The organism is Parasphingorhabdus sp., assembly GCF_049667325.1.
In the GTDB taxonomy this organism is placed as follows: Bacteria; Pseudomonadota; Alphaproteobacteria; order Sphingomonadales; family Sphingomonadaceae; genus Parasphingorhabdus.
On the sequence record NZ_JBATHY010000217.1, the window covers coordinates 1 to 23,693 of the forward strand.

The 23,693-nt window shown below is 56.2% G+C and carries 19 protein-coding genes; 13 read left to right on the forward strand and 6 right to left on the reverse strand.

The genetic code is table 11. From position 1 onward, the window contains the following. The 5 genes from WBM93_RS09880 to WBM93_RS09900 all read left to right on the forward strand — a co-directional run. Positions 1–2,459: beta strand repeat-containing protein (locus WBM93_RS09880; RefSeq protein ID WP_424431398.1), on the forward strand; the 2,459-nt coding region annotated here is incomplete at its 5' end. A 58-nt stretch (positions 2,460–2,517) separates the two neighbouring features. Further along, positions 2,518–3,963: a cysteine--tRNA ligase gene (gene cysS, locus WBM93_RS09885; RefSeq protein WP_424431400.1), complete on the forward strand. Its 1,446-nt coding sequence runs from the start codon at positions 2,518–2,520 to the stop codon at positions 3,961–3,963. A gap of 2 nt (positions 3,964–3,965) precedes the next feature. Next, positions 3,966–4,913 carry a D-2-hydroxyacid dehydrogenase gene (locus tag WBM93_RS09890; protein ID WP_424431402.1) on the forward strand — a complete coding sequence of 316 codons (948 nt, stop codon included), beginning with the start codon at positions 3,966–3,968 and terminating at the stop codon, positions 4,911–4,913. A gap of 143 nt (positions 4,914–5,056) precedes the next feature. Further along, a complete protein-coding gene (locus WBM93_RS09895) occupies positions 5,057–6,703 on the forward strand; it encodes an acetolactate synthase large subunit (protein WP_424431404.1) in 1,647 nt (548 codons plus the stop codon). Between the two features lie 11 nt (positions 6,704–6,714). Further along, positions 6,715–8,154, forward strand: coding sequence for an aldehyde dehydrogenase family protein (locus WBM93_RS09900; protein WP_424431405.1), 1,440 nt, complete (start codon positions 6,715–6,717; stop codon positions 8,152–8,154). Here the strand turns inward: WBM93_RS09900 and WBM93_RS09905 are convergent. Beyond that, on the reverse strand, positions 8,151–8,849 hold the full coding sequence (locus tag WBM93_RS09905; RefSeq protein ID WP_424431407.1) for a cyclic nucleotide-binding domain-containing protein: 699 nt from the start codon (positions 8,847–8,849) through the stop codon (positions 8,151–8,153). The genes WBM93_RS09900 and WBM93_RS09905 overlap by 4 nt on opposite strands. Positions 8,850–9,305: 456 nt before the next feature. Between WBM93_RS09905 and WBM93_RS09910 the strand changes: the two genes are divergently transcribed. The 4 genes from WBM93_RS09910 (at position 9,306) to WBM93_RS09925 (ending at position 18,923) form a co-directional block, all read left to right on the forward strand. Then, a complete protein-coding gene (locus tag WBM93_RS09910; RefSeq protein ID WP_424431430.1) occupies positions 9,306–10,610 on the forward strand; it encodes a multiheme c-type cytochrome in 1,305 nt (434 codons plus the stop codon). 11 nt (positions 10,611–10,621) lie between these two features. Further along, positions 10,622–12,616 (forward strand): heme-binding protein, encoded by a 1,995-nt coding sequence (locus tag WBM93_RS09915; RefSeq protein WP_424431409.1) that lies wholly within the window; start codon positions 10,622–10,624, stop codon positions 12,614–12,616. 314 nt (positions 12,617–12,930) lie between these two features. Then, positions 12,931–14,727 carry a hypothetical protein gene (locus WBM93_RS09920; protein ID WP_424431432.1) on the forward strand — a complete coding sequence of 599 codons (1,797 nt, stop codon included), beginning with the start codon at positions 12,931–12,933 and terminating at the stop codon, positions 14,725–14,727. Between the two features lie 17 nt (positions 14,728–14,744). Beyond that, a complete protein-coding gene (locus WBM93_RS09925; protein ID WP_424431410.1) occupies positions 14,745–18,923 on the forward strand; it encodes a hypothetical protein in 4,179 nt (1,392 codons plus the stop codon). Between the two features lie 127 nt (positions 18,924–19,050). Here the strand turns inward: WBM93_RS09925 and WBM93_RS09930 are convergent, their stop codons facing one another. Both WBM93_RS09930 and WBM93_RS09935 read right to left on the reverse strand, forming a co-directional pair. After that, positions 19,051–19,473: a glycine zipper 2TM domain-containing protein gene (locus tag WBM93_RS09930; RefSeq protein ID WP_424431412.1), complete on the reverse strand. Its 423-nt coding sequence runs from the start codon at positions 19,471–19,473 to the stop codon at positions 19,051–19,053. Positions 19,474–19,696: 223 nt separating this feature from the next. Continuing rightward, the gene (locus WBM93_RS09935) at positions 19,697–19,915 is read right to left on the reverse strand and encodes a hypothetical protein (RefSeq protein WP_424431414.1); all 219 of its coding nucleotides are present in this window, start codon (positions 19,913–19,915) and stop codon (positions 19,697–19,699) included. Between the two features lie 241 nt (positions 19,916–20,156). Between WBM93_RS09935 and WBM93_RS09940 the strand changes: the two genes are divergently transcribed. Beyond that, positions 20,157–20,279: a hypothetical protein gene (locus WBM93_RS09940; protein WP_424431416.1), complete on the forward strand. Its 123-nt coding sequence runs from the start codon at positions 20,157–20,159 to the stop codon at positions 20,277–20,279. A 23-nt stretch (positions 20,280–20,302) separates the two neighbouring features. Continuing rightward, positions 20,303–20,425: a hypothetical protein gene (locus WBM93_RS09945; protein WP_424431418.1), complete on the forward strand. Its 123-nt coding sequence runs from the start codon at positions 20,303–20,305 to the stop codon at positions 20,423–20,425. 15 nt (positions 20,426–20,440) lie between these two features. Here the strand turns inward: WBM93_RS09945 and WBM93_RS09950 are convergent, their stop codons facing one another. Next, complete coding sequence (locus tag WBM93_RS09950) at positions 20,441–21,010, reverse strand: hypothetical protein (RefSeq protein ID WP_424431420.1); 570 nt, start codon at positions 21,008–21,010, stop codon at positions 20,441–20,443. A gap of 216 nt (positions 21,011–21,226) precedes the next feature. Between WBM93_RS09950 and WBM93_RS09955 the strand changes: the two genes are divergently transcribed. Then, positions 21,227–21,748 (forward strand): thermonuclease family protein, encoded by a 522-nt coding sequence (locus WBM93_RS09955; RefSeq protein ID WP_424431422.1) that lies wholly within the window; start codon positions 21,227–21,229, stop codon positions 21,746–21,748. Here the strand turns inward: WBM93_RS09955 and WBM93_RS09960 are convergent. Then, positions 21,745–22,122, reverse strand: a complete 378-nt coding sequence (locus WBM93_RS09960; protein ID WP_424431424.1) for a hypothetical protein — start codon at positions 22,120–22,122, stop codon at positions 21,745–21,747. The two genes, WBM93_RS09955 and WBM93_RS09960, sit on opposite strands and share 4 nt — an antisense overlap. Positions 22,123–22,349: 227 nt before the next feature. On the opposite strand from WBM93_RS09960, the gene WBM93_RS09965 reads away from it, so the two are divergent. Beyond that, positions 22,350–22,715 (forward strand): hypothetical protein, encoded by a 366-nt coding sequence (locus tag WBM93_RS09965; RefSeq protein ID WP_424431426.1) that lies wholly within the window; start codon positions 22,350–22,352, stop codon positions 22,713–22,715. 160 nt (positions 22,716–22,875) lie between these two features. On the opposite strand, the gene WBM93_RS09970 is transcribed toward WBM93_RS09965, so the two are convergent. Continuing rightward, positions 22,876–23,235 carry a glycine zipper 2TM domain-containing protein gene (locus WBM93_RS09970; protein ID WP_424431428.1) on the reverse strand — a complete coding sequence of 120 codons (360 nt, stop codon included), beginning with the start codon at positions 23,233–23,235 and terminating at the stop codon, positions 22,876–22,878. Between the last annotated feature and the right edge of the window lie 458 nt (positions 23,236–23,693).

A 23,693-nucleotide genomic window follows, 5' to 3' on the forward strand; every position in this document is an offset into this window, starting at 1 on the left:
TAACTGCCACAGGTACGCTCGATGCAATCAATGATATCACCGTTGCTGCAACCGGAACGCCAACCCTTGCCAACGCGATCAGTGGTGGCAACACCAGCGTAACGGGCGCGTCTGTAACATTGAACAACGGCACAATCGGCGGCAACCTGACCCTCGATGCTCTTGCAGGCGATATCGATGGCAATGGTACGGTTACTGTTGGCGGCGGCATAGCCCTTGATGCGACGGGCGATGCCGGATTTGGCAATCTTGATGCCCAAGGCGGCACGTTCACGGTCGATGCCGGGGGCAATATCAACTTCAACAGCGCCGCGAGCAGCGGCAATATGGCCCTGAACGCCGGCGGCGGAATAGACGGCGGAAATTTGACCTCCGGCGGCGATATCGCGATCGACGGCACCACAATCGACTTTGACAGCGCGAGCGGCGGCAATATCGATATTACCAGCAATGGTACGATCAATTTCAGCGAAATCAACGCTACCGGCAGTATCACCATCGACAGCAATTTCGGATTGCTGACCGGCGGCAGCGTGACGGCTGACGGCGCCATCAATATCGATGCCAACCGCGATGCCAGTTTCGCCTCGATCAACGGCGGGCTCAATGTTGATGTTGACATGAACAGCAACAGTGATCTGACTGCCACTTCCATTACCAGCGGAACCAACGTTGATCTGACCCTGCAGGGCGGAATATTAACGGTAGGGACAGTCTCGGCAGCCAAAAGCGGTCAGGGACTAGTCAGAATCAATGCCGATAGCGGCATCGATCTCGACAATGTTTCCGGCAACGCTATTTTTCTTACCGCAGCAAACGGATTGGTCGATGTTAGTAACAATGTTGATGTTACCGACAAGATTATCGCATCCGGCCAAGCCGTTTCCCTTGTTTCACAACAGGACATGACCGTTGAGGCAGATGCTACCAATGGCGACATCGGACTGTTTGCCGATGGAAATCTCGACGTAAAGCGCGCCGTGGCGACCGGAAATATCGTTATAGCGGCCGGTGGTTCCGCCGCCCTCAATGACGTGGTTGTTAACTCAGACACCTCGACCAGCAGCTTCAATAGCCCACAAATTACATTGGCGACCGGCGGTAACATCACCATCAGCGCCGTCGATGATGTTCAGATCAACAGCCTGGTGAGGGCGGCAAATGATTTGCAGATCACGGCGGGTGGCCTGATCGATGTTCAAGCGAGCACGATAGGTGCCACGATCCGGACGGTCAGCGCAGATATGAATATCGGAGACGCAGGCAATCTTGGCCAGACCGATCTGACCAATGATATCCAGATATTCACCGACGGCACTACCCAAATGGTGCTGGGGGGCACCGGTACAACCGGAGTATTCAGTCTCGACAATGACGAATTCAGTCGCGTTCAATCCGGCGGCGATCTCACCATCACCGCCGTGTCGACAGGGCTTGGCGGATATGACATGGTCGTGCAGGACTTGAGCATATTGGTCGCTGACAATGTCAGTGGGCCGCAATCCGCCAATATCGGGCTGAGCAACAATCTCAATCTGGTGTCCGGACAGTCTATCACGGTTGTCGGTCTGGTAGACTTCAGCAATGCAAACGCCAATTCCGGACTCAATTTCACTGCTAGTCAGGATATGTTTATCGACGCCGCCAGCGGTATCATCCAGATGACCGACACAAACGGGGCTTTCTCCGGTAGCGGCAGTCTCTCGATAACGGCGCCCAATGTCTATGCGATGACCAGTCAGGCCTTAACCGACATAGTTGGTCTCAGCGCGGCGGATATCGACATCCGTCTCGCCAGCAACGATGGCATTGATTTGCCCGACGGATTGATCCGCGCGGACAATGTTCAATTGAACGTTACCGACAATCTGCTGATCCAGAATACCGCCGGCGGGACCGATTTCGCGGATCGTCGCGGGTTTAACGTCGGCAGCCTGCTTGTCGCGGGGCCATCAGCAGGCAGTGCCAATATCGTTATCAACGGTATCGTCGGAGGCGCTACCGGGCTGGATACAATCCCGGCCACAAATGTCGCGCTCGGCTTCGACCCTGCATCCACCATCAATGGCTGTGTGATAAGCAATCCGGCGAGCTGCGCGCCTACTCCTACTCCTACTCCTACTCCTACTCCTACTCCTACGCCTACTCCTACTCCGACTCCGACTCCAACGCCAACGCCAACGCCAACGCCAACGCCTGAACCGGTCTCGCCGGAATTGGATGATCCGGTCCAAGATGTGATCGAAGAAGAGGTGACTCCGGCGGAATATGCGGCGGATCCGTTTGAAAGCTTTCTGATCGAGATCAAGGAAAACGAGGAATCGGCGGATGACCCGCTGATTGACGAACCGGTAACCGGTGCGGGCAATGACGACCTGTGGGTGAACGATTGCGAACGCGATGATAGCGGAGAATGCGCGGTTGACGGGGACGAGGAAGAACTCGAACCAGCGGAATGATCCAGCCGATCAATTGATCTGTTGACCTTTTGCGCGGAAAACCATTAGGCGATGGGTGATGAATGACAATGCCACACATCCGCTTAAACTATTCAACAGCCTGACTCGGCAGATGGAAGAATTCGCGCCCGTCCACGCCGGCGAAGCACGCGTCTATACCTGCGGACCAACCGTCTACAACTATCAGCACGTCGGCAATATGCGGGCCTATATTTTTGCAGATTTGCTCGGTCGCACGCTGAGCTGGAAGGGTTACAAGCTCACCCATATCATCAACATCACAGATGTCGGCCATTTGACCTCCGACGCCGATGCCGGTGATGACAAGATGGAGAAGGCCGCCGCGCAATCGGGTAAATCGGCATGGGATATCGCCAGATATTATACCGAGGCATATTGGCAGGATATCGAGCGCCTCAACATACGTCAGCCAGCAAAATGGGCGATTGCTACCGATCATGTCGAAGAGATGATCGCCTTTGCGAAAGGCATCGCGGATAAGCATTGTTACGAACTCGAAAGCGGGCTCTATTTTGATACCGCCACAGTGCCCGACTATGGCCGCCTCTCCGGTGCACAAAGCGATGATATCGAAGGACGGATCGACACCGTCGAAGGCAAGCGCCACCCTCAGGATTTCGCGATCTGGCGTAAGACGCCCGCTGGCGAGACACGGCAAATGGAATGGGATAGCCCATGGGGCAAAGGCGCGCCGGGCTGGCATCTCGAATGTTCGCAGATGAGCATCAAATATCTTGGCAAGACGTTCGATATCCACACCGGAGGCATCGACCATCGCGAGATTCATCACCCGAACGAGATTGCCCAAAACCAGGCGCATAATTGCTCGGAACACAGCGGCGCCAATATCTGGATGCACAATAATTTCCTGATCGACCGGGCTGGCAAGATGTCGAAATCAAGCGGTGATTTCCTGCGTCTGCAGATATTGATCGACAGGGGCTTCCATCCCCTCGCCTACCGCCTGATGTGCCTGCAGGCCCATTATCGCAGCGAGTTGGAGTTTAGCTGGGAAAATCTGGTTGCAGCGCTGACCCGGCTGAAGCGGATAGTGATGGGAGCGGAGCGGCTGTTGGAAAAGGCCGATACCAGGGCCGAAACAATCGAGCATCCTGCTCTTCAGCAACTGCGGGACAAATTCGATGCCGCGTTGAGCGAGGATTTGAACAGTGCAAAATGTCTGCCGCTGCTCGAAGAATTGCTCGCACTCAAGAAACTGCCCGCCGGGCAAAGGGTCACCTTGCTGTCAGATATGGAAGCAGTTCTGGGGCTGCAGCTGACTTCCCTGACGCGCAAAGATTTGCGGGTCAGGCCCGTAGATAGCAAACTCGATGACACTGAAATCGAAGCAAGACTGGACCGGCGTCAAAAGGCGAAATCGGAAAAGGATTTCGTAACCGCCGATGCAATCCGCGATGAACTCACGGCCCAAGGCGTCGATCTCATGGACGGTGATCCACTGCGGTGGGAATGGAGAATTTAAATATGACCAAACCAAAAGCAGCCATGGCATCCCTCGTCCGTCCGCTCGTCGAACCGCATTGCGGTGATCTCGATGTCACCTGGTTCACCAGCACCGAAGAAGCAATGAAGCTCGCGCCGCATGCCGAAATCGGCTGGTTCGACATGTATGACAAAGACAAGATGGGCGAGATTATTGCAACCGCAACCAATCTCAAATGGCTCAACAGCATCTATGCCGGAGTCGAGCATTTTCCGCTCGAGCAGCTCAAAGCGCAAGGTACAATCCTGACCAATGGTGCCGGACTGAACAGCGCTCCAATAGCCGAATTTGCAATCATGATGATGCTTGCCGCTGCCAAGCGCAGCGATATCATCAACGACAACCAGCGCCAACATAACTGGCTCGAATTGCCGCCGGGAACAACCGAGATCGCCAGCAGCAAGGCACTGATCATCGGCTATGGCGGGATCGGCCAGCAGATCGCAAAAAAGCTGTCCGGCTTTGAGGTGGATGTGACTGCCGTCCGACGCACTGCGACCGGTGAAGCCAATGTGATCGGGCTAGACGACTGGCGTGACCGGCTCGGCGAGTTCGATTGGGTCTTTGTATCGGCGCCTGCGACCAGCGATACCAGACATCTGCTGGGTGCAGAAGAATTTGCCGCGATGAAATCATCGGCCTGGCTAGTCAATGTCGCGCGCGGGACTCTGGTCGATCAGGATGCGTTACTTACGGCGTTAAATGACAAGGCAATCGGCGGTGCCGCGCTCGACGTCACCGATCCCGAGCCGCTGCCGGCGGACCATCCGCTGTGGGACGCGCCAAACTGCATCATCACCATGCATTTGTCGGGGCAAGCACAAACGCTCATGTTCCAGCGCGCCGCTATCCGCTTCGTCGAAAACCTGAAACGCTACCGAAGTGGCGATGAGATGATCGCCGTCGCCGACTTCGATCGCGGATATTGAGGGGTGACTCGAAGGCATTTTTAACTTACCATCCAAGAACATAGGGGTAAGATGAGTCTCCTTCTTGAGGGGGATGGGGTTCATTTGGGTCGTTGCCATTTACTCGCACAAACACTGGTCATCACGATCAGGGAAGGACCCACATGACCAAAGCATCCGATCTGTTCGTAGAATGTCTCGAAAATGAAGGCGTTGAATATTTATTCGGGGTTCCCGGCGAAGAAAATCTCGATATGCTCGACAGTCTGTCCCGCTCGAAGAAAATCAAACTTATCCTGACCCGTCATGAACAGGGTGCCGGCTTTATGGCGGCGACCTATGGACGGCATACCGGCAAGACCGGCGTGTGCATGGCAACGCTTGGCCCAGGGGCAACCAATCTGGTGACCGCAGCGGCCTACGCACAATTGGGCGGCATGCCGATCCTGATGGTTACCGGCCAGAAACCAATCAAGAAATCCAAACAGGGCCGTTTCCAGATTCTCGATGTCGTCGACATGATGGGGCCAATCACCAAATTTACGCATCAGCTGGCATCTGCGGACAATATCCCGAGCCGCGTGCGCGAGGCGATCCGTCTGGCTGAAGAAGAGAAACCCGGTGCAACCCATATCGAGTTCCCGGAAGATATTGCCGACGAGGAAACCGATTCAACTCCGATCGCTCCCAGCCTGACCCGCCGGCCCGTTGCCGAGGCGAAAGCCGTGCGTGCAGCGACCAAGAAGATCGAAACCGCGAAATCGCCGATTATCGTCGTCGGCGGCGGCGCCAACCGGACCACCACCGGTCGCATGCTCACGCAATTTATCGAGAAAACCGGCATCCCGTTTGTCACCACCCAGCTCGGCAAGGGCGTGGTCGATGAAACCCACAAGGAATTCATGGGTTGCGCGGCGCTCTCGGCGAATGATTTTGTCCATCGCGCGATCGAATCGGCGGATCTGATCATCAATGTCGGTCATGACGTGATCGAAAAACCGCCCTTCTTCATGGCCCCCGGCAGCACCGAAGTCATCCACGTGTCGATGAACAGCGCGGAGGTTGACCCCGTCTATTTCCCGCAGATCGAAGTGATCGGCGATATCGGCAATGCCATCTGGCAGATGAAGGAAGATATTGTTCCCTCCGGCAGCTGGAATTTCGACGCGATGTACAAAGCGCGTCGGGCCGAGGAAGAACATACGGATTCGATGGACGACGACATGCGTTGTCCGATTTACCCGCCGCATCTGGTCAAGGTCGTGCGCGACGCGATGCCGGCAGACGGGATCATCTGTCTCGACAATGGTGTCTACAAGATCTGGTTTGCCCGCAATTACAAGGCGCGGCAGGCGAATACAGTTCTGCTCGACAACGCGCTGGCGACGATGGGTGCCGGTCTGCCTTCCGCCATGGCATCGGCGATGGTCTATCCCAAACGCAAGGTGATGGCGATTTGCGGCGACGGCGGCTTCATGATGAACAGCCAGGAAATGGAAACCGCGGTCCGCTTGAAACTCAACATCACCGTGCTGGTGTTGAACGACAACAGCTATGGCATGATCCGCTGGAAACAGGCGAACATGGGCTTCAAGGACTGGGGTCTGACCTATGGCAATCCCGATTTTGTCAAATATGCTGAAGCTTATGGTGCCAATGGCCACCGGATCACCAGTGCCAAAAACCTGCAGGAAACGATCGACAAGTGCCTCAGCACGGAGGGCGTTCATCTGATTGATTGTCCGGTAGACTATTCCGACAATGATCGCATTTTGAATCACGAGATCAAGGAACTCAGCGCGAAGGCTTGAGCGAGGCACCTATGACAAAATTGAAAGACGTTTACCCGCTTTATCTCAACAACGAAGCGGTGCAGCCCAACACGGATCTGGAAGTCACCGACAAATATACCAACAAAGTCGCCTTCCGGACCGCTCTTGCAACGCCCGATGTCATCGAACAGGGAATCGCGGGCGCGGTAGCCGCTGCCGAACCGATGGCGGCCATGGCAAGCTATGAACGCCAAGATGTGCTGCAACATTGCGTCAACCGTTTCAAGGAACGCTATGACGAACTTGCCTATGCACTTTGTGTCGAGGCGGGAAAACCAATCAAGGATGCGGAAGGCGAAACCACCCGCCTGATCGACACATTCCGGATCGCAGCAGAAGAATCCGTGCGCAATTATGGCGAGGTCCAGCCGCTCGACATTTCCGCGCGTGCAAAAGGCTATATGGGAATGTGGAAGCGCGTTCCGATCGGACCGTGCAGTTTCATCTCACCGTTCAACTTCCCGCTCAATCTGGCAGCACATAAAATCGCACCGGCCATTGCCGTGGGCTGTCCGTTCGTGATGAAACCGGCTAGCAAGACACCGCTGGGCGCAATCATCATGGGCGAGATATTGGCAGAGACCGATTTGCCAAAAGGCGCGTTCTCGATATTGCCCGCAAGCCGGGACGGTGCAGATCTGTTCACCGTCGACGAGCGTCTGAAGCTTCTTTCGTTCACCGGTTCGCCGGGCGTCGGCTGGGACCTCAAAGCCAAGGCCGGCAAGAAAAAAGTCGTGCTCGAACTGGGCGGCAATGCCGCCGTGATCGTCGATCATGACGCCGATCTGGACGACGCACTGGAGCGGGTCATCTTCGGTGCCTTTTACCAGTCCGGCCAAAGCTGCATTGGCGTGCAGCGGATCATTATCCACGAGAGTATCTACGACAAGTTCAAGGCGATGCTGGTCAAAAAAACAAAAGGCTTGGTGTCCGGTGATCCCAAAAAACGGGACACTTTCATTGGCCCGATGATTTCCGAAGGCGAAGCAACCCGACTGCACGGCTGGATCGAAGCCGCAGTAGCAGACGGTGCAACGCTCCTGTGTGGCGGCAATCGAAAGGGCAATATGCTCGAGGCAACGCTGCTCGAGAATGTCGGAACCGACGCGGATGCCTATCGCGAGGAAGCCTTCGGGCCGCTCGCCCTGCTGTCCAAATTCAGCGATTTCGGCGCGGCTCTGGACGAAGTGAATGACAGCAAGTTCGGTTTGCAGGCAGGCATTTTCACCCGCGATCTGTTCAAGACACTGGACGCATGGGATCATCTGGATGTCGGTGGAGTCGTGATCAATGACGTACCGTCCTATCGCGTTGACAACATGCCTTATGGCGGCGTCAAAGATAGCGGTCTGGGGCGCGAAGGCATAAGATTTGCCATGGAGGACATGACCGAGATCCGCAATCTGGTGATCCGGCGCAAGCCGGGCTAATCTTTCAATCCGCCGGCCTGGGAAAGAGCGACATTGCTTGCGCGCAATTTGGACTTGAGCGCATCGCCAATGCGCCGATCGACAATGTTCCTGACCGCAGGATTTTTCGTCAAGTGGCTGCGCAGGATCGGCGCCGGGATGCACCACAGTCTGGACTCTTTAGACAGTGTGACCGTTCCCGTCGCCCTGTCAGACGACAATATCGTTCCCTCACCGATCAGATCACCCGATTTGCAATGACCGACAATCTTGTCCCGGCTGCGCACTTCTGCTTTGCCGCTGGCCAGATAATATAGATTATCCACCGCGGTACCCTCCCGTATCAATTCGATTCCCGCTTCGCGATCAATCCAGAAACCCTGGTCAATCAACATTCGCGCGTCCAGCCCTCCAAGGCCCGAGAAGGCGGTTCTCACCATTTCGGATTCCTCCTTGCTTAGAGACACGGCGCGCTCCGCCAAAATCAGGCGAACCAACTGGAACAGATTGACGATCAGCAACAACGTTTCCCAGAACACCGCCACCGGGTCGTTCAATATGATCAGCGCATATGCAATTCCTGCCAGCGCAGATCCGATCACGCCGACACGGAGCCAGAACATCCTCCAGCTCAGCATTGAAACAATCAGCAGAATATAGGAAAGATGCCCAAGCAGTCCGCTGGATGAAAAGGCCGATTCCATGGTGAGCTCCATAAGATTTTTCCCTCTATGCCTCTAAATTCAGCCGATTCCTTCCCGGCATCCCTACTGGTATTTATACCATTAACCCGTTTCTTGATGTAATCCAAATCCGGGGCCGTTAACTCCGCGAAAAATCAAGGACATAACACCCTAAACCAACAAAGATGACCGTTGCCTATGCGCCACATCCATCTTGCGCAGGATGACGGCGTTGACGACAAGGCCCTAAAAAATAAAAGAAATCGGTCGATTTTCGTTTGCATTGAGCATGGGTTGGAGGATAGGTATCGTCATCGTTATGGGGAAACGGCAAGGGTCGCGTCGTGCTGGATGAGGAGACCGGTGACAGAACCGGAATGGGCAACGATGCAAACGGGGAAAAAAAATTCGTGGATACCGAGCTGGCCGGCACTGGCCGCTAGCCTATTCTGTTCGACCCTGGTTGCAGCGGCAATGTTCGTCTCGACCATGGCAAGCACCGCACCCGTAGAAGCAGCCACGGATCTTGCCAGCGGCACCTACCTGGGTGTGGCTTCCTGTGGCGCAACCACATGCCACGGACGACAGGAAGCCGACGGCGAAATTGTCAGGCAGGACGAGATCATGCGCTGGCAGGAAGAATCCACGCCCGGCGGAGCCCATAGCCGTGCCTTTCGGGTCCTCCGCGAACCGCGTAGTATCGCGATAGCCAAACGTCTGGGCATCAAGAATGCGGCTTCTGCGTCGGAATGTCTCGGTTGTCACACGACAGACGCTGCACGCAAAGGCCCGAGATTCCAAACAAATGATGGTGTCGGATGCGAATCCTGCCACGGAGCATCCTCCGGCTGGATTTCCAGCCATTATGCGGTTGGCGCCAGCCATAGCCGCAATGTGTCCCAGGGATTGATGCCGCTGGACAATCCCAAAGCGCGGGCCAGCGTCTGCCTCGACTGTCATTTCGGCAGCGCCAAGAAAGGGCAGTTTGTCAATCACCGGATCATGGCCGCCGGCCATCCGCGCATTTCATTCGAGATGGATCTATTCTCGACGCTGCAACAACATCATGACGAGGATGTCGATTATGTCCGCCGGAAGGGCCGCACCAACAGCGTCCGGTTCTGGGCCGTCGGTCAGGCTATGGCCCTCGAACGTTCATTGAATCTGTTCACCAAACCGGCGCTTGGCACCGAGGGCATTTTTCCCGAGTTCTATTTTTACGATTGCCACAGCTGTCACCGCCGGATTTATGACGACCCGTCCGCCCGTCCGACATCGATCAACAATCCCGGCAGACCTGTTCCCGAAGGGATGCCGCCTTATAATGACGAGAATATGATCATGCTCAGCGCCGCAATCAAAGTCGCTGCGCCGGACATCGCCGGCGAATTCGACAGCCGCTCCAGAGCATTTCATGCAGCGATGGCTCAAGGCCGCGGTCCGGCCGTCGAGGAAGCGGCACGATTGCGGCAATATGCCATACAGCTCGCCGACCGCTTCTCCCGCGCCAGCTTTGGCCGCGACCAGACCTTCCAGATCATGGAAACCATCGCCGGCCAGGCCATATCGCCGCGCTTTACCGACTATGAAGGTAGCGTGCAGGCGGTCATGGCTGTGGACACGTTGCTCAACGGATTGGTCAATAGCGGTCAGGTGAGCGAATCCGCTGCCGCCAGCCTGCGCGGCCAAATCAACATCGCTTATTCTGCCGTCGCCGAACCCAATGGCTATGAACCGCTGAAATATCGCCGTGCACTGGGTAGCGCTGTGCGCACGATCCGGTCGCTCAGATAGAGGATTTGGTGATGCGAAAACCCTTTTTAACCTCTGCGATATCTGCCGCAGCGCTTGTGTTGACCTCTTGTGGGGGGGGCGGTGGCAGCAATGATTTTGGCGGAACACCCTCGCCTTCACCTTCTCCGTCTCCTACGCCGACACCGGTTGATGGCAATGGCGGCGCCTTTGTGCCGCCTGCCCGGGAAGCGCTGAGCGTCACCGATGTACAGACGATCATTGCGCAGGCGGTCGGCGAAGCCACAGCCCGTAACCTCCCCTCCGTTATCGCGGTAACAGACCGGGTCGGCAATGTTCTGGCCGTGTTTGAAATGAACGGCGCAAGGCCGACCGCATTGACGAGCGCCCGTACCGCATTGGGAGCGATTAACAATCCAATAGTCGATGTGCAGGGCATCGAAGTGCCGGCCGCAGCGGGTGCGATTGCAAAAGCCGTTACAGGTGCTTATTTGTCGAGCGCAGGCAACGCCTTTTCCAGCCGTACGGCCAGTCAGATTGTTCAAGAACATTTCCCACCTGCGCCAACCACTGTCGGCCTGGAAAGCGGTCCGCTGTTTGGTGTGCAATTCAGTCAATTGCCGTGCTCTGATTTCAGCCAGCGATTTGGTAACGCCGGAACCGCGGCACTCATTGGGCCAAAGCGATCACCGTTGGGCTTGTCTGCTGATCCGGGCGGATTGCCGCTCTACAAAAACGGTGTAGTTGTCGGGGCCATTGGTGTGATGGGTGATGGCGACTATGGTTTCGATTCAAACATACTTGATGTCGATGTCGATGACGAGGAAGCCATTGCACTGGCCGGAATTCAGGGTTTTGCGCCGCCAGCATCGATTACAGCCAACCGGATATCGGTCGACGGCACATCCTTGCGGTTCAGCGATATGGTGGTTTCCGATCTGTCGCCGTTGCAGAATAATTTTGCCGCAATCAATACTACCGTAGGAAATTTGCGGCGCATCAAAGGCTATACCGAAGCCGTGATCACTGCCGGCACCGCTTATGGTACGGAAGCCTCTGGAATACGGGCCTCCACTACGGCGGAGTTCAAAAACCGCGACGCCTTCGTGTTGTCCGATGGCGCGGGAACCAATCGCTTCCCGATTCGCGGCGCCACGGATGGAGCGAACGTGACTTCCCCGCTCACAGCCGCCGAAACACGTGCGATACTGGAAGAAGCGTTTATCATCATGTCTCGTGCGCGCGCTCAGATCCGGCAACCGCTCGACAGCCGTGCACAAGTTTCGATTTCGGTTGTCGATACCCATGGCGAGATACTTGGAATTGTCCGTTCGCCCGATGCGCCGATTTTCGGCACCGATGTTTCCCTGCAAAAAGCACGGACTGCATCCTTTTTCTCGAATAGCGTTGCAGCATCGGATCTGCTCGGCAATCCGGATACTGATGTTGCAGCATTTGTTGGACGGGTCCGAACATTTTTGAATGATCCCAATGCGCTCACAGGAATGGTCGCTTTTGCCGATCGCTCGGGCGGCAATCTCTCGCGCCCCTATTTTCCGGATGGCGAAGTGGGTCGTCCCAACGGGCCGCTGTCGCGCCCCATCGAAGATTTTAATCCGCTAGCCACGGGACTGCAAGCCGCGTTAATCTTACGCAATCTCGGGGAGCATCTCGCCTTCGTTACCGAGACGCTACCAGACGACACACCGGAGCGCTGCACCAGAACGCCAGATGCGGTAGCGGGACAGAACCGGCTTGAAAACGGCATCCAGATTTTCCCCGGTAGCGTACCGATTTATCGCGGCAATCAATTGATCGGCGGCATCGGCGTATCCGGCGACGGTATTGATCAGGATGATATGATCAGCTTCCTCGGACTGCACAACGCCGGGCAGCGCGTCGGCAGCATTGGCAACGCGCCAAAAGCGATCCGGGCCGACAATGTGGTCGTCAATCTTGGCAATGCCAATGTCCGGTTGCGCTATGTGAGCTGCCCGTTCGCACCGTTCCTCGACACCAACCAGCAAAATGTTTGCGAGGGATTGTAGGACGGATGTCAGCGCTCGCGTCTTCCTTTGTACCGATCATGGCAGTGATGTCTGGCCAGGCAGAGCAGATGGAGACTCAGCAGGCTTCGGTCGAGGAAATGGAGGCATCGTTGATAGCGTTGCTGGCCGGGGAAGAATTTGACTGGATACGGACAGAAACTGCCGATTTTGGACCAGAATTGGGCATGGGCGGACCAGAACCGGACATAGAAGAGGCTGAACAGGATGAAAAAGCAGCAGCTGATCCATCTGCTCTGAAAGATGCTTCCAATTCTTCCAATCCGGAACAGTCCGAAACGCCGGAACAACTGGAGATGGACTTTGACAGCCTCGCAGCCGATGACGTCTTGATCGATGGCCGCCGCCGTCCCGGCGTCCAGAAAACGCTGCCCGATCCGGTGACCCAGAACAACCCGGGTGCAGTCAACGCTCCACCGCCAGAAGCATTCCCGACCGACGAATTTCCCGTCCCCGATCGCTGGCGGATCATGCAAAGCCTTTGCCCCGCCAAGGGTGGCGATCAAGCGATCTATACTTTGTTCGGTGCCCTGCGGAACAATTGTCACTCGACGCTCAATCCATATAACCAGAATGTTCTCAAGGGCGATAAACCGATCCCGGCCGACAAGAAGCCGGGCTTCCTGAAGGGCGATGACTGGTTCTTCGTCGTCAACGCGATTTCCGATACCGTGGTCGAACCCCGTAGCTTTCCTATTCCGGTCGGCGTCCAGACCACCGATCGCCCGAACAGTCTCGATGTCTTCGGACGGTCGGGCTCGGAGGTTTACGCCCAGACTTTCATCACCGGCTTTGCCCTGATCAAGGGGTCGACCGCCTACAAACCGCCCGATGTGGAATATCGCCTGACACTGGCGGCGCAGGTCAATCATGTGAATGTGCCGGAACGCCGGGTATTGTTCGTAGAGCCTTCCAAATCCTCGCACCGCACTGACTGGTTTGTCGGAGTGCAGGAAGCCTTTTTCGACTATCATATTCGCAACACTTCGGCGCGCTACGACTTTGACAGTTTCCGTATCGGTATCCAGCCGATGCAGGCCGATTTCCGCGGCTTCCTGTTCCAGGACAACCAGCTTGGTTTCCGTCTGTTCGGCACCCGCGACAACAACCGGATCCAATATAATCTCGGGGCCTTTGTCCAGCTGGAAAAAGACACCAATTCCGGCCTCAACGATATCACCCAGACCCCGCGCGAAAGCTATATTTTCTTTGCCAATCTCTACCGGCAGGATTTGCCTTTTGTTGGCCTGACCAGCCAGTTCAGCCTGACCTATAATATGAACCGCGAGCGGTCCGACGTCGAAATTGACGACAATGGATTTCCGGTTCGTCCGGCGCTGCTCGGAGACCTCAGGGGCCGCGCCTATGATGTGGTCTATCCGGGCTATGCTTTTGATGGCCGGATCGGACGGATCAATCTCACCGGACAAGTTTACGGCGCATTTGGCGAAGACCGGAACAGCTTCTTTACCAGCGAGCCTGCCAAAATCGCCGCCTATTTCGGCGCAGTAGAAGCCAGCTATGACGTCGACTTTCTGCGCTTCCGCGCCTCCGGCCTGTTCGCCAGTGGCGACAGCAATCCTTATAACAACACCGAAGCCGGATTTGACGCGATATTCGAAAATCCGATTTTTGCCGGAGCCGACACAAGCTACTGGATCCGCCAGACGATCCCGTTTGCCGGCGGCGGACGGGTGATCTCTATCAACGGTCGCAATGGTATTCTCAACTCCCTTCGTTCCTCCAAGGAACAGGGGCAGAGCAATTTCAACAATCCGGGTACGATATTGGCTGGCGTCGGCGTTGATGCCGATCTGACACCAGATTTCCGGCTTTCCGCCAATGCAAACCATCTCTGGTTCCACAAGACAGAGAGTCTCGAAGCTTTGCGGGTCGAAGGTTCGATTCCCAGAGATATCGGCTGGGACCTTAGCGTTGCCGCGATCTACCGGCCTAAAGCAACGCAAAACATGGTATTCCGCCTGTCCGGCGCTGCATTGATACCCGGAAAAGGATTCAAGGATTTGTTCGATCAGACCGACAAGCGCGACTTTCACTATTCGATTTTGCTCAACGCGATACTGGCTTTCTGATGCGCTGGCGGAACCTCATGACCGGCAATAGCAAATTGATCCTCGCAGGATTGGGCGCGCTGGCGTTGGCTGTCACGCCAGCCTCGCTGTTGATGGCAGCAGGCAAGGAAAAACCGCAAAAGGTCGATTATAGCTTCACGCCCCCTGCTCCGCAAAACCAGACCTGGGACGAAGCGCAAGCCAAAAGCAGCGGCTGTCAATCCTGCCATACGGACAGCGACCAGAAGACGATGCACGAGACCCCTGCCGTGGTTCTCGGCTGCGTCGATTGTCACGGCGGTGATGCTGCGGTTGTCGGCAACAACAAATGGGGCAAGAACAGCCTCGCCTATATGGATGCGCTGACCAAAGCGCACGTCCTGCCCAAATATCCGGAAAGCTGGCACTGGCCTTCTTCTGCCAATCCCAAGCGCAGCTATGGGCTGCTGAACAAGGAATCGCCGGAATTTGTCCGCTTTGTCAATCCGTCCGACTATCGCGTCGCGCGTGAATCCTGCGGTGCCTGTCATATGGAGATCATCGAGGCTTCCGAACGGTCGCTGATGGCAACCGGCGCCATGCTATGGGGTGGAGCCGCCTATAATAACGGTATCGTCCCGTTTAAAAATTACGTGTTCGGCGAGGCTTATACACGCAAGGGCGAACCTGCGACGATCAAATCTCCCGGCAATCCGCACGGCACGGTGACTGACGCCGAAAAGAAACGCGGTGCCCTTCCGATCCTTTATCCCTTGCCGACCTGGCACACTGTTCCGCCGGGCGATATTTTCCGCGTGTTCGAGCGCGGTGGCCGCAATATCAACACCCAGTTCCCTGAAATCGGACTGCCCAATATCGGCGGCATCATCCAGCGGCTAGAAGAGCCAGGACGCCCCGATCTTAAACAATCCAACCGTGGTCCCGGGACCGGCCTGCGCGTCGCCATTCCGGTGCTCAACATCCACAAGACCCGGCTCAACGACCCGTTTATGTGGTTCATGGGAACCAATGACCAGCCGGGCGACTATCGCCAGTCGGGCTGCGCCGGTTGTCACGTGGTCTACGCCAATGACCGCGAACCGCGGCACAGTTCGATCTGGGCAAAATTTGGCCGCGACGGACAGACGAACACCGCCGATCCGACGATAAGAAACCTGAAAGAGGGCGAGCATCGGTTCGGTAAGTTTGGCACTTATGACGCATCCCACGGCGCAGAGGGCGATCACGGCGAAGACAAGAACTCAGCTGCAGATGCGCATGGTGACGACGAAGGTCATGGCGATGATCACGCGGTCGAGACGGATCCTGCGAAACGCGAAAAAGGCCATCCGGTACAACATGCCTTCACCCGCGCCATCCCGACCGCCCAATGTATGAACTGTCACATGCACCAGCCGAATATCTTCCTGAACAGCTATCTAGGCTACACGATGTGGGATTATGAATCCGACGCGCCCTATATGTGGCCCGGTCCGGACAACAAGACGCCCAAGCCGGAAGGCATGAGCGACGCAGAATATCAGAAAAAATATAAGCAGCAGAAATATCCGGATGCCGAGGAAGTTCGCAAAGTGCTCGATCGCAATCCCGAGGGCGCAGCTCCCAAGGGGCTGTGGGCCGACATTGATTTTCTGCGCAATGTTTACGACGTCAACAGCGATGCCAAGGACACACAGTTTGCCGATTATCACGGCCATGGCTGGAACTTCCGCGCGATCCTGAAACGCGATCGCGATGGCAATCTGCTCGACGCCGAAGGTAATCAGGCAAGCTACAGCACCGATATCGAGAATATAGTCGCCAATGATGATCCGGAAAAATTCCGCAAGAATGGCGAAGGAAAATTCGTCGAAGCAGGAGTAAATCCGGGCAAATCGGTCCATATGATGAGCATCCATGCCGAAGTGGGCATGCAATGCGCCGATTGCCATTTTTCACAAGACAGTCATGGCAATGGCCTGATCTACGGGGAGGTCGCCAATGCGGTCGAAATCAGCTGCAAGGATTGCCACGGTACCGCCGATGCCTATCCGAACCTGATGACCAGCAATCTCGCGGCGCGGCCAAAGGGCAAAAATCTCGGTCTGCTGCGCAATGCCAATGGTGAGCGGCGCTTCGAATGGTTCGAGGACCCCAATGGCAAACGCGTGCTGATCCAGCGCTCAATCGTCGATCCCGAACTCAGCTGGCGAGTCAGTCTGGTCAAAAACAGCGTTGATCGTTCACACCCTGACTTCAATCTCAAGGCGGCGCGGGCGAAGCTCATGTCCAAAACCGGTGCTGAAACCGGCAAATTTGCTTTTGGCAGCGGCGTTACGAACGACGACCGGGCGCATAAAGACGAAAATATGGTCTGTTTTACCTGTCACCTCAGCTGGACGACAAGCTGCGGTGGCTGCCACTTGCCGATCGAAGCCAACTGGCAGGCCGACAACCATAAATATGAAGGTGGCACGACCCGGAATTACGCGACTTACAATCCACAGGTTGCCCGTGATCAGATGTTCCAGCTCGGCCGTCACCAGACAACCAAGGGCAATGTCATCGCACCAGTCCGCTCAACTTCAGCGCTGATCCTGTCCTCGACCAACATCAATCGCGAGCGCATCTATGTCCAGCAACCGCCAATTTCCGGTATCGGCTTTTCGTCGCAAGCTTTTGCACCGCATTTCCCGCACACCGTGCGCAAGACCGAAACCAAGCAATGTTCCGATTGTCACGTAAGCGAAGCCAATGACAATAATGCAATCATGGCGCAAACATTGTTGCAGGGCACCAACTTCGTCAACTTCATCGGCCTCCACGCCTGGGTCGGCCTTGAAAAGGGCTTTGAAGCAGTCCGGGTTACGGAGTGGGATGAACCGCAGGCAGTGATCGGCTCCTATCTTCAAAAATATGCCTATCCCGACTATTGGCGGATGCATGTTGAGGACAATGACCGGGAACTGATCGACTGGGTTCGCGGTGAACGGCTCGACAAGGATTTTTCCGGCGAAACCAAGGCGCTCGAAGAATTCAAGAATGTCATTCAGGGGACCGGCGATGCCGTACGCTGCCTGCAATTGCGCGGCGAATATATGTTCGTAGCCGAAGGCAAGGGCGGTTTCCGCGCTTATGATGTCGCGTCCATCGGCAACAAGGGGTTCTCGGAACGGATAGTCAAAGCGCCCTTCTCCTCGCTTGGCCATGACACGCATGTCGACACCAAAAACGCGACCTGCATGGCGTTGGCTACCAACCAGCCGATAGCACCGCTGCGTAACACCAAGGAATTGCGCGAGGTCAACGAGGAACAGGCTTTTCACCCAATCTACAATTATGCAGTGGTCACCGACAGCGAGGAGGGCCTGATACTGGTCGACATCAACACACTGGCCGATGGCGAATTTCGCAACAATTTCTTCAAGCGCAGCCTGACCTGGAACGAAGGCGGGATATTGGACGGCGCGCGTCATATCACGCTGGCCGGCCATTATGCCTATATCACCACAGATGCCGGATTGACGCTGATCGATCTCGACAAGCCGCTGGAACCCCGCCATGTCATCACTTTGCCAATGACCGATGCACGGGCATCGGCGCTGCAATTCCGCTATCTCTGGGTTACCGATGCCGACGGTGTGAAACTGTTCAATGTCACCGATATGGAAAATCCGGTTGCGGTGCCATCGGGAACCATAGCGCTGCGGAACGCCCGACGGCTTTATCTCGCCCGCACCTACGCCTATATCGCTGCCAAGGACGAAGGCCTGGTGATTGCCAATATCACGCGGCCGGAAGCACCGACCATCTACCTGAAAGAAACCTTTGGCGGCACGATGAATGATGCAGAGGATGTCATCGTCGGGTCGACCAACGCCACCCTGTTTGCCTATGTCGCCGACGGGCGTAATGGGCTGAAGGTGGTCCAGTTGACTACGCCGGATAGCCAGAAGAATTATTATGGCTTCTCGCCGGCACCGAAGCCGGAACTGATTGCCTTTGCCCGTACGCCTAAGCCGGCACTGGCATTGTCCAAGGGTCTGGATCGCGACCGGGCCGTGGACGAGACCGGAGGGCAGATGGCGGTCTTCGGACGGCTGGGTTCGCGGCCGTTTACCCGCAGCGAGATGCAGCGCTTCTATCTCAACAGCAAAGGCGAGCCCTATTTCGTCAAGGACCAACCGGATCTGGCGGACTGGGTCGGACCGGTTCCTGCGTTGCTTGCCAGGCCATGAATTGAGCGGGGGCCGGATTGTCCAAAGACAAACCGACCCCCTTTCCCCCAATAAGCAACTCGGGGGAATACCATGCCCCTGCGCTCTCGCGCAGGGGTTTAACTCTATTGATTAGAATGCAATCAGATTAGCAATTGCCGTCGATCGCGCGACCAGCCAGTGCGCCTACGGCACCGCCGATAATTGTGCCTTCGGTTTTATTGCCACGACGGGCTACTTCATTACCCAGAAGTCCACCGGCAATCGCGCCGATAATTGTGCCGCCGGTTCCGCGGTCACAGCCCCGATAACGGCTGTTGCTGGAATAGCGATTGTCGCGGTAACGGCGTTGGTCACGATAGTCACGCTCGTCGCGATAGTCCCGGCGATCCCGGTAGCGATCACCGCGATAATAATCGCCGCGCCGGTAGTTGCGACGTCCGTCATTGCGGACTTGCTCGTAATAGCCGCCATTGGAATAGCCGCCGCGCGCTTCGGCCGGCGTTGCAAAAGCCATTGTTGCAATGGCTGCGGTTGAAATCGCTAAACTTCCCAAAATCCTGTTGATCATATTCTCTACTCCAAAAGGGTTTTCCTAAACCCGAATCAATTGCTGCCCAACAACAGGAGTTCTAGCGGAGCCGCGTTGACCGGAGACTGAATGATGCTTTTATCTCAGGTTCATATTAATGGTGTTTTTTATGAACAACCATTAAGGCAGCCGTCGCGACCTACGATTAAAGCAGTGTTCAATTTGTGTTGAAAATCGTCAGGCAAAACAGCAATCGACCGATTCAGCGCAGCAGCTCTTTCCGCTTCTTCGCGACATTCTCCATCCCCGCCCAGGGATCGGCCGGTTTCTTTTCTGCCTCTTCCACTGCAGCATTCGGCGCTGAGGCCACTTCCGCAGGAGGATCCGCCGCGACGCAATAGGCAGTGACCAGCACCATCGCCGACCACCACAAAGCGTTGCCGCGGCTGGCAAAGACACGAGAGAGGCGCGGTCCGAACATGATCCCGCCGATAGCAGTTCGACGTTAACAGAAGGTCGCCATCCAAATTCCGATCACTAGAACTAATAGTTAGTATAAATCACCATTATTCAGTTTCGGTTCATATTTATTAGGTCGCCAATTGACGTTATCTATCTGTTATATATGGCCTTTCATAAACTGGCACGCCTCATGCAATGTTACTGGCATCTTCGCAGAACAATTTGTGAAGCAGCCAATTGAACCAAAAAGGAACTTCAAAATGACCAGCACCAACATCCAGAACCAAGTCGCTGCCGCTTTTGCCGCACTCTTCGCAGCCGCAGTATTTGTCAGCGCCAGCGTTGGCCCCGCCGTCAACAATGCCGCCGCACTGATCGCCTAGAACCCATAAAAGGAACCCAGAACATGTTGTCCCCCAAATTCCAGAACCGTCTCGCTGCCGCCTTTGCCGCCTTCGTCTCGGCCGGTGTCTTCCTCACCGCCGCGATCGGCCCCGCCGTTAACAGCAGTGCATCGCTGGTGATCTGATCACCGGAGGTGCCCCTAGCGGCAGGCGCGCAGAAATGTCACCAGCGCGTCGCCCGACCCCTTTAGATGAACGGAGAACTTGTTGCCGTTCAAATTGACAAAGGCGCGATTGCCCCGCGCCAGCGCCGGAAACAGCGCATGATTATTGGGCAGATAGAATTGCGGCATCACAAGATCTTCGCCTTCGATCTGGGTCGGCAACATCCGCCCCAAAACACCGATCGATGCAGCGTCATCAACCCGGACGGTGAATCCGAAATGGTCCTCCGCCACCATTTCCCGCGGGGTCGCGATGATCATATGCGCGATCCGTACCGAGTCATCATCCAGTCTTTCACAGCGCATTGTCCACAGCCGGTTATCGGTCTCCGGCACCATGAACGAAAGCAGCGGGATATTGTCCTCGCTGTCATTGTGCCAGACCATCCCGAACGCCTGTCCCGCATCCGGATAGTCCTCGCGCGACGGGATCGTCGGCTTGATCGTCTCGACGGCGGCGCCGCCATCCTGAGCCGCGCCAGCCTGGGGAATGGTCATTGCGATCACGATCAGTGATGCGGCGAATAAGTTCAATTTTTTCATCATGATAGATTCGTAGCACCTTGATAATCCCGAGGGTAGATGGAGATAGACTCATATTGGGTCTAGTTTGCCAAGGCTTGCGGCAGCCGCCAAACGCCTTCGATAATCGCCAATGGACTGTCGTGACAATTTAGCCTCCCTTAACATTTCTCCCCTATTTTCTGGCGGGTGAACGAACAGAGAATAGCGCCTTTTCCATCGCGCAATCAAAGCGATGCGATGCACCGCGCCAAGCGTGGACCCTTCCGGCCCATTTCTGTCAGCGATGACGGCGACGGCATCCGCTGGTCGACCTTTATCGCGGTTACTGCTGCCATGTGTATCGCGCTGTTTCTCGCCATCTTCCTCAGCGGCGGTCCCGCCGCCACCACAGCAGCGGTCGGCACCGATCCGCACCGCGCCAGTTTCGGCATCTGCTTTGGCCCCGACCGCTACACCTGTGTCGTCGACGGCGACACGATCTGGTTCGACGGCCGCAAGATCCGGATCGCCGATATCAACACACCGGAAATTTCCAGCCCCGGCTGCGCCTCCGAAAAACGGCTGGGCGAGAAAGCCAAGATCCGGCTGCAGGTCCTGCTCAATCAGGGCAGTTTCTCCCTGGAGAGGACCGACCGCGACCAGGACAAATATGGCCGCGATCTGCGTATCATCACCCGCGACGGTCGCAGCCTTGGCGACACGCTGGTCAACGAGGGGCTGGCCGAACGCTGGCAGGGTTTTCGCCGCGACTGGTGCTAGGACGCCTGCCCCGCCTTGCGCGAGAGCCACCAGGCCAGCGCGAACAGCAGCATGAACAATCCGTCGATCATCGCTCCGTAAAACACCGGCCCCATCGCCACCCGGTCCTGCGCATAGAGGATTGTCACAGGCAGGAAGAAAGACAGTTTTTCCAATATCGCGATCGGGATCAGCGGATGGTAGCGATCCGGGTCGAAAGCGATCATCACGAAGATCAGCTGGAACACCAGGGCCAGCGCGGTAAAGCCGTAATAATATTCCGGTCCGGCGATCACCGGCGATGATCCGCCGCCCGCCTCGACGAACAGACCGGGAATGAGCGCGAGGAAGCCGAAGGCGGCGGCGAGGGCAAAAATGATTCGGACAAATTTCATGCTGGCACCGACCCGAACTTTACAAACTTTACAGTGTTAAAAGAAAAAAATCCCACCTCTCCCGAAAACACGACTTTTGGCGTTTTTACAGGTGGTTGAACCAGTCTGGCGGCCATATCTCTCATGAGCCCATCCGTAGCATAAAGCGATATTGTAGGACAGAGGCCCGGTCCCGAAAAATCGTAAACAGGGATAGCAAATGCGGTCAGCCGTGATATCGCAGGCGCATGGAAAAATATCGTACATATATCGGCTGGGGCGCGATCGTCGTCGCGGCCCTCAACTTTCTCCCCCTGCCCCTACCCACGCTACCGCCGATGCTGTCGACATCGATGTTCCTGCTGCTGCCCGCCATCGGCCCGATATTGATGATGATCTCCCCGATGCTGCTCTTCGCCGCCGGCATCGGCCTGGTCAAGGGCTGGGACGGCGGACGGAAACTGTTCGTGATCTGGGCCGCGATTGGCGGCCTGGCGGCGCTCGCCGGCCTGCAATATAATCCGGTCGAGCCGGCGGTCGATCTGGCGGCGATCGGTGCGTGTCTGGTGGTGGTGCTGTGGGGTGACTGGCGAAGGTTGTTGCCGCAGCGTTAGGGCGGAAGGTGAAGCGGGACGCGCGCTCTTCGAGCCTGTCATTCCCGCAAACGCGGGAACCCAGTTTAAAGAAAACGTCGCTACGCGGCTTTATTTTCCACTGGGCCCCGGCCTTCGCCGGGGCGACAATTCAGGCTTATGATGGATTAATCCACCTGGTTTACCGGCACTTCATCCCGCTACGATCAATCTCGCGGCCCAACAAGGCACCGCCGGCTGCGCCCAGCAGGGTGCCGACCGTGCGGTCCCCTCTGCTGTCGATTTCACGGCCGACCAGCGCGCCGACCGCGCCGCCGATGATCAGGCCGGTTGTGCCATTGTCGCGCTTGCAATGATAGCGACCGTCCTTGCCGCGCCAGATCCGTTCGTCGCGGCTCACGCGGCGGGGCTCGTAATAGCGTCCGCGGTCGTCATAGCGGCTCTTGTACTTTTTCTTGGCATGGGCAGGCGCGCTGTCGACGATAGCGGCGGCAGGCAGGACCAGAGTGGCGGCGGCGATGGACATAAGGATATTGCGCATGATGAAACTCCCGTTGTGGTTCTTTTTTAAACGTTACGGAGTTTTACAATGGGCAATATGAACGGTCGTTGACGCGACTGGTCAGCATTGGTGCAATTATCGCGCCGGTGAAACGCTCTGGCTCATCTGCCGGACCGGGTTCCCGCTTTTGCGGGGGAGCTTTATCGCGGTTCAAAGGGGATCCTCTCCAAGAGGGAGAGGAGGTCGTAGTCGGGCGCGAGGCGGAGCCCAAAGTTTGTCAAACTTGGGGCCAAGGACGCCTTGTTTTGCGTCATGTTGGATGGATTGTTACAATTGTAGGAAATTTTGTTTCGCGTGGCTTGGTGGTGGAGGCGGACCAACGCGATCTCGATTTGATGCATTTAGTAAACTGTCACCGTTATCCTACGAAGCGGCACCTGGAATCTTCTTTGAAAGCTCGAGTACAGATTTGACCAATGCCTCAGCGTCGATTGGCG

Bases quoted from the DNA above. Each gene is read 5' to 3' on its own strand.
- WBM93_RS09945 (WP_424431418.1), top strand. From the start codon at position 20,303: ATGTTGTCCCCCAAATTCCAGAACCGTCTCGCTGCCGCCTTTGCCGCC.
- WBM93_RS09930 (WP_424431412.1), bottom strand. From the start codon at position 19,473: ATGATCAACAGGATTTTGGGAAGTTTAGCGATTTCAACCGCAGCCATT.
- WBM93_RS09970 (WP_424431428.1), bottom strand. From the start codon at position 23,235: ATGCGCAATATCCTTATGTCCATCGCCGCCGCCACTCTGGTCCTGCCT.
- WBM93_RS09950 (WP_424431420.1), bottom strand. From the start codon at position 21,010: ATGATGAAAAAATTGAACTTATTCGCCGCATCACTGATCGTGATCGCA.
- WBM93_RS09925 (WP_424431410.1), top strand. From the start codon at position 14,745: ATGACCGGCAATAGCAAATTGATCCTCGCAGGATTGGGCGCGCTGGCG.
- WBM93_RS09900 (WP_424431405.1), top strand. From the start codon at position 6,715: ATGACAAAATTGAAAGACGTTTACCCGCTTTATCTCAACAACGAAGCG.
- WBM93_RS09965 (WP_424431426.1), top strand. From the start codon at position 22,350: ATGGAAAAATATCGTACATATATCGGCTGGGGCGCGATCGTCGTCGCG.
- WBM93_RS09920 (WP_424431432.1), top strand. From the start codon at position 12,931: ATGGACTTTGACAGCCTCGCAGCCGATGACGTCTTGATCGATGGCCGC.
- WBM93_RS09935 (WP_424431414.1), bottom strand. From the start codon at position 19,915: ATGTTCGGACCGCGCCTCTCTCGTGTCTTTGCCAGCCGCGGCAACGCT.
- WBM93_RS09915 (WP_424431409.1), top strand. From the start codon at position 10,622: ATGCGAAAACCCTTTTTAACCTCTGCGATATCTGCCGCAGCGCTTGTG.
- WBM93_RS09960 (WP_424431424.1), bottom strand. From the start codon at position 22,122: ATGAAATTTGTCCGAATCATTTTTGCCCTCGCCGCCGCCTTCGGCTTC.
- WBM93_RS09890 (WP_424431402.1), top strand. From the start codon at position 3,966: ATGACCAAACCAAAAGCAGCCATGGCATCCCTCGTCCGTCCGCTCGTC.
- WBM93_RS09895 (WP_424431404.1), top strand. From the start codon at position 5,057: ATGACCAAAGCATCCGATCTGTTCGTAGAATGTCTCGAAAATGAAGGC.
- WBM93_RS09955 (WP_424431422.1), top strand. From the start codon at position 21,227: ATGCACCGCGCCAAGCGTGGACCCTTCCGGCCCATTTCTGTCAGCGAT.
- WBM93_RS09940 (WP_424431416.1), top strand. From the start codon at position 20,157: ATGACCAGCACCAACATCCAGAACCAAGTCGCTGCCGCTTTTGCCGCA.
- cysS (WP_424431400.1), top strand. From the start codon at position 2,518: ATGAATGACAATGCCACACATCCGCTTAAACTATTCAACAGCCTGACT.
- WBM93_RS09910 (WP_424431430.1), top strand. From the start codon at position 9,306: ATGGCAAGCACCGCACCCGTAGAAGCAGCCACGGATCTTGCCAGCGGC.
- WBM93_RS09905 (WP_424431407.1), bottom strand. From the start codon at position 8,849: ATGGAGCTCACCATGGAATCGGCCTTTTCATCCAGCGGACTGCTTGGG.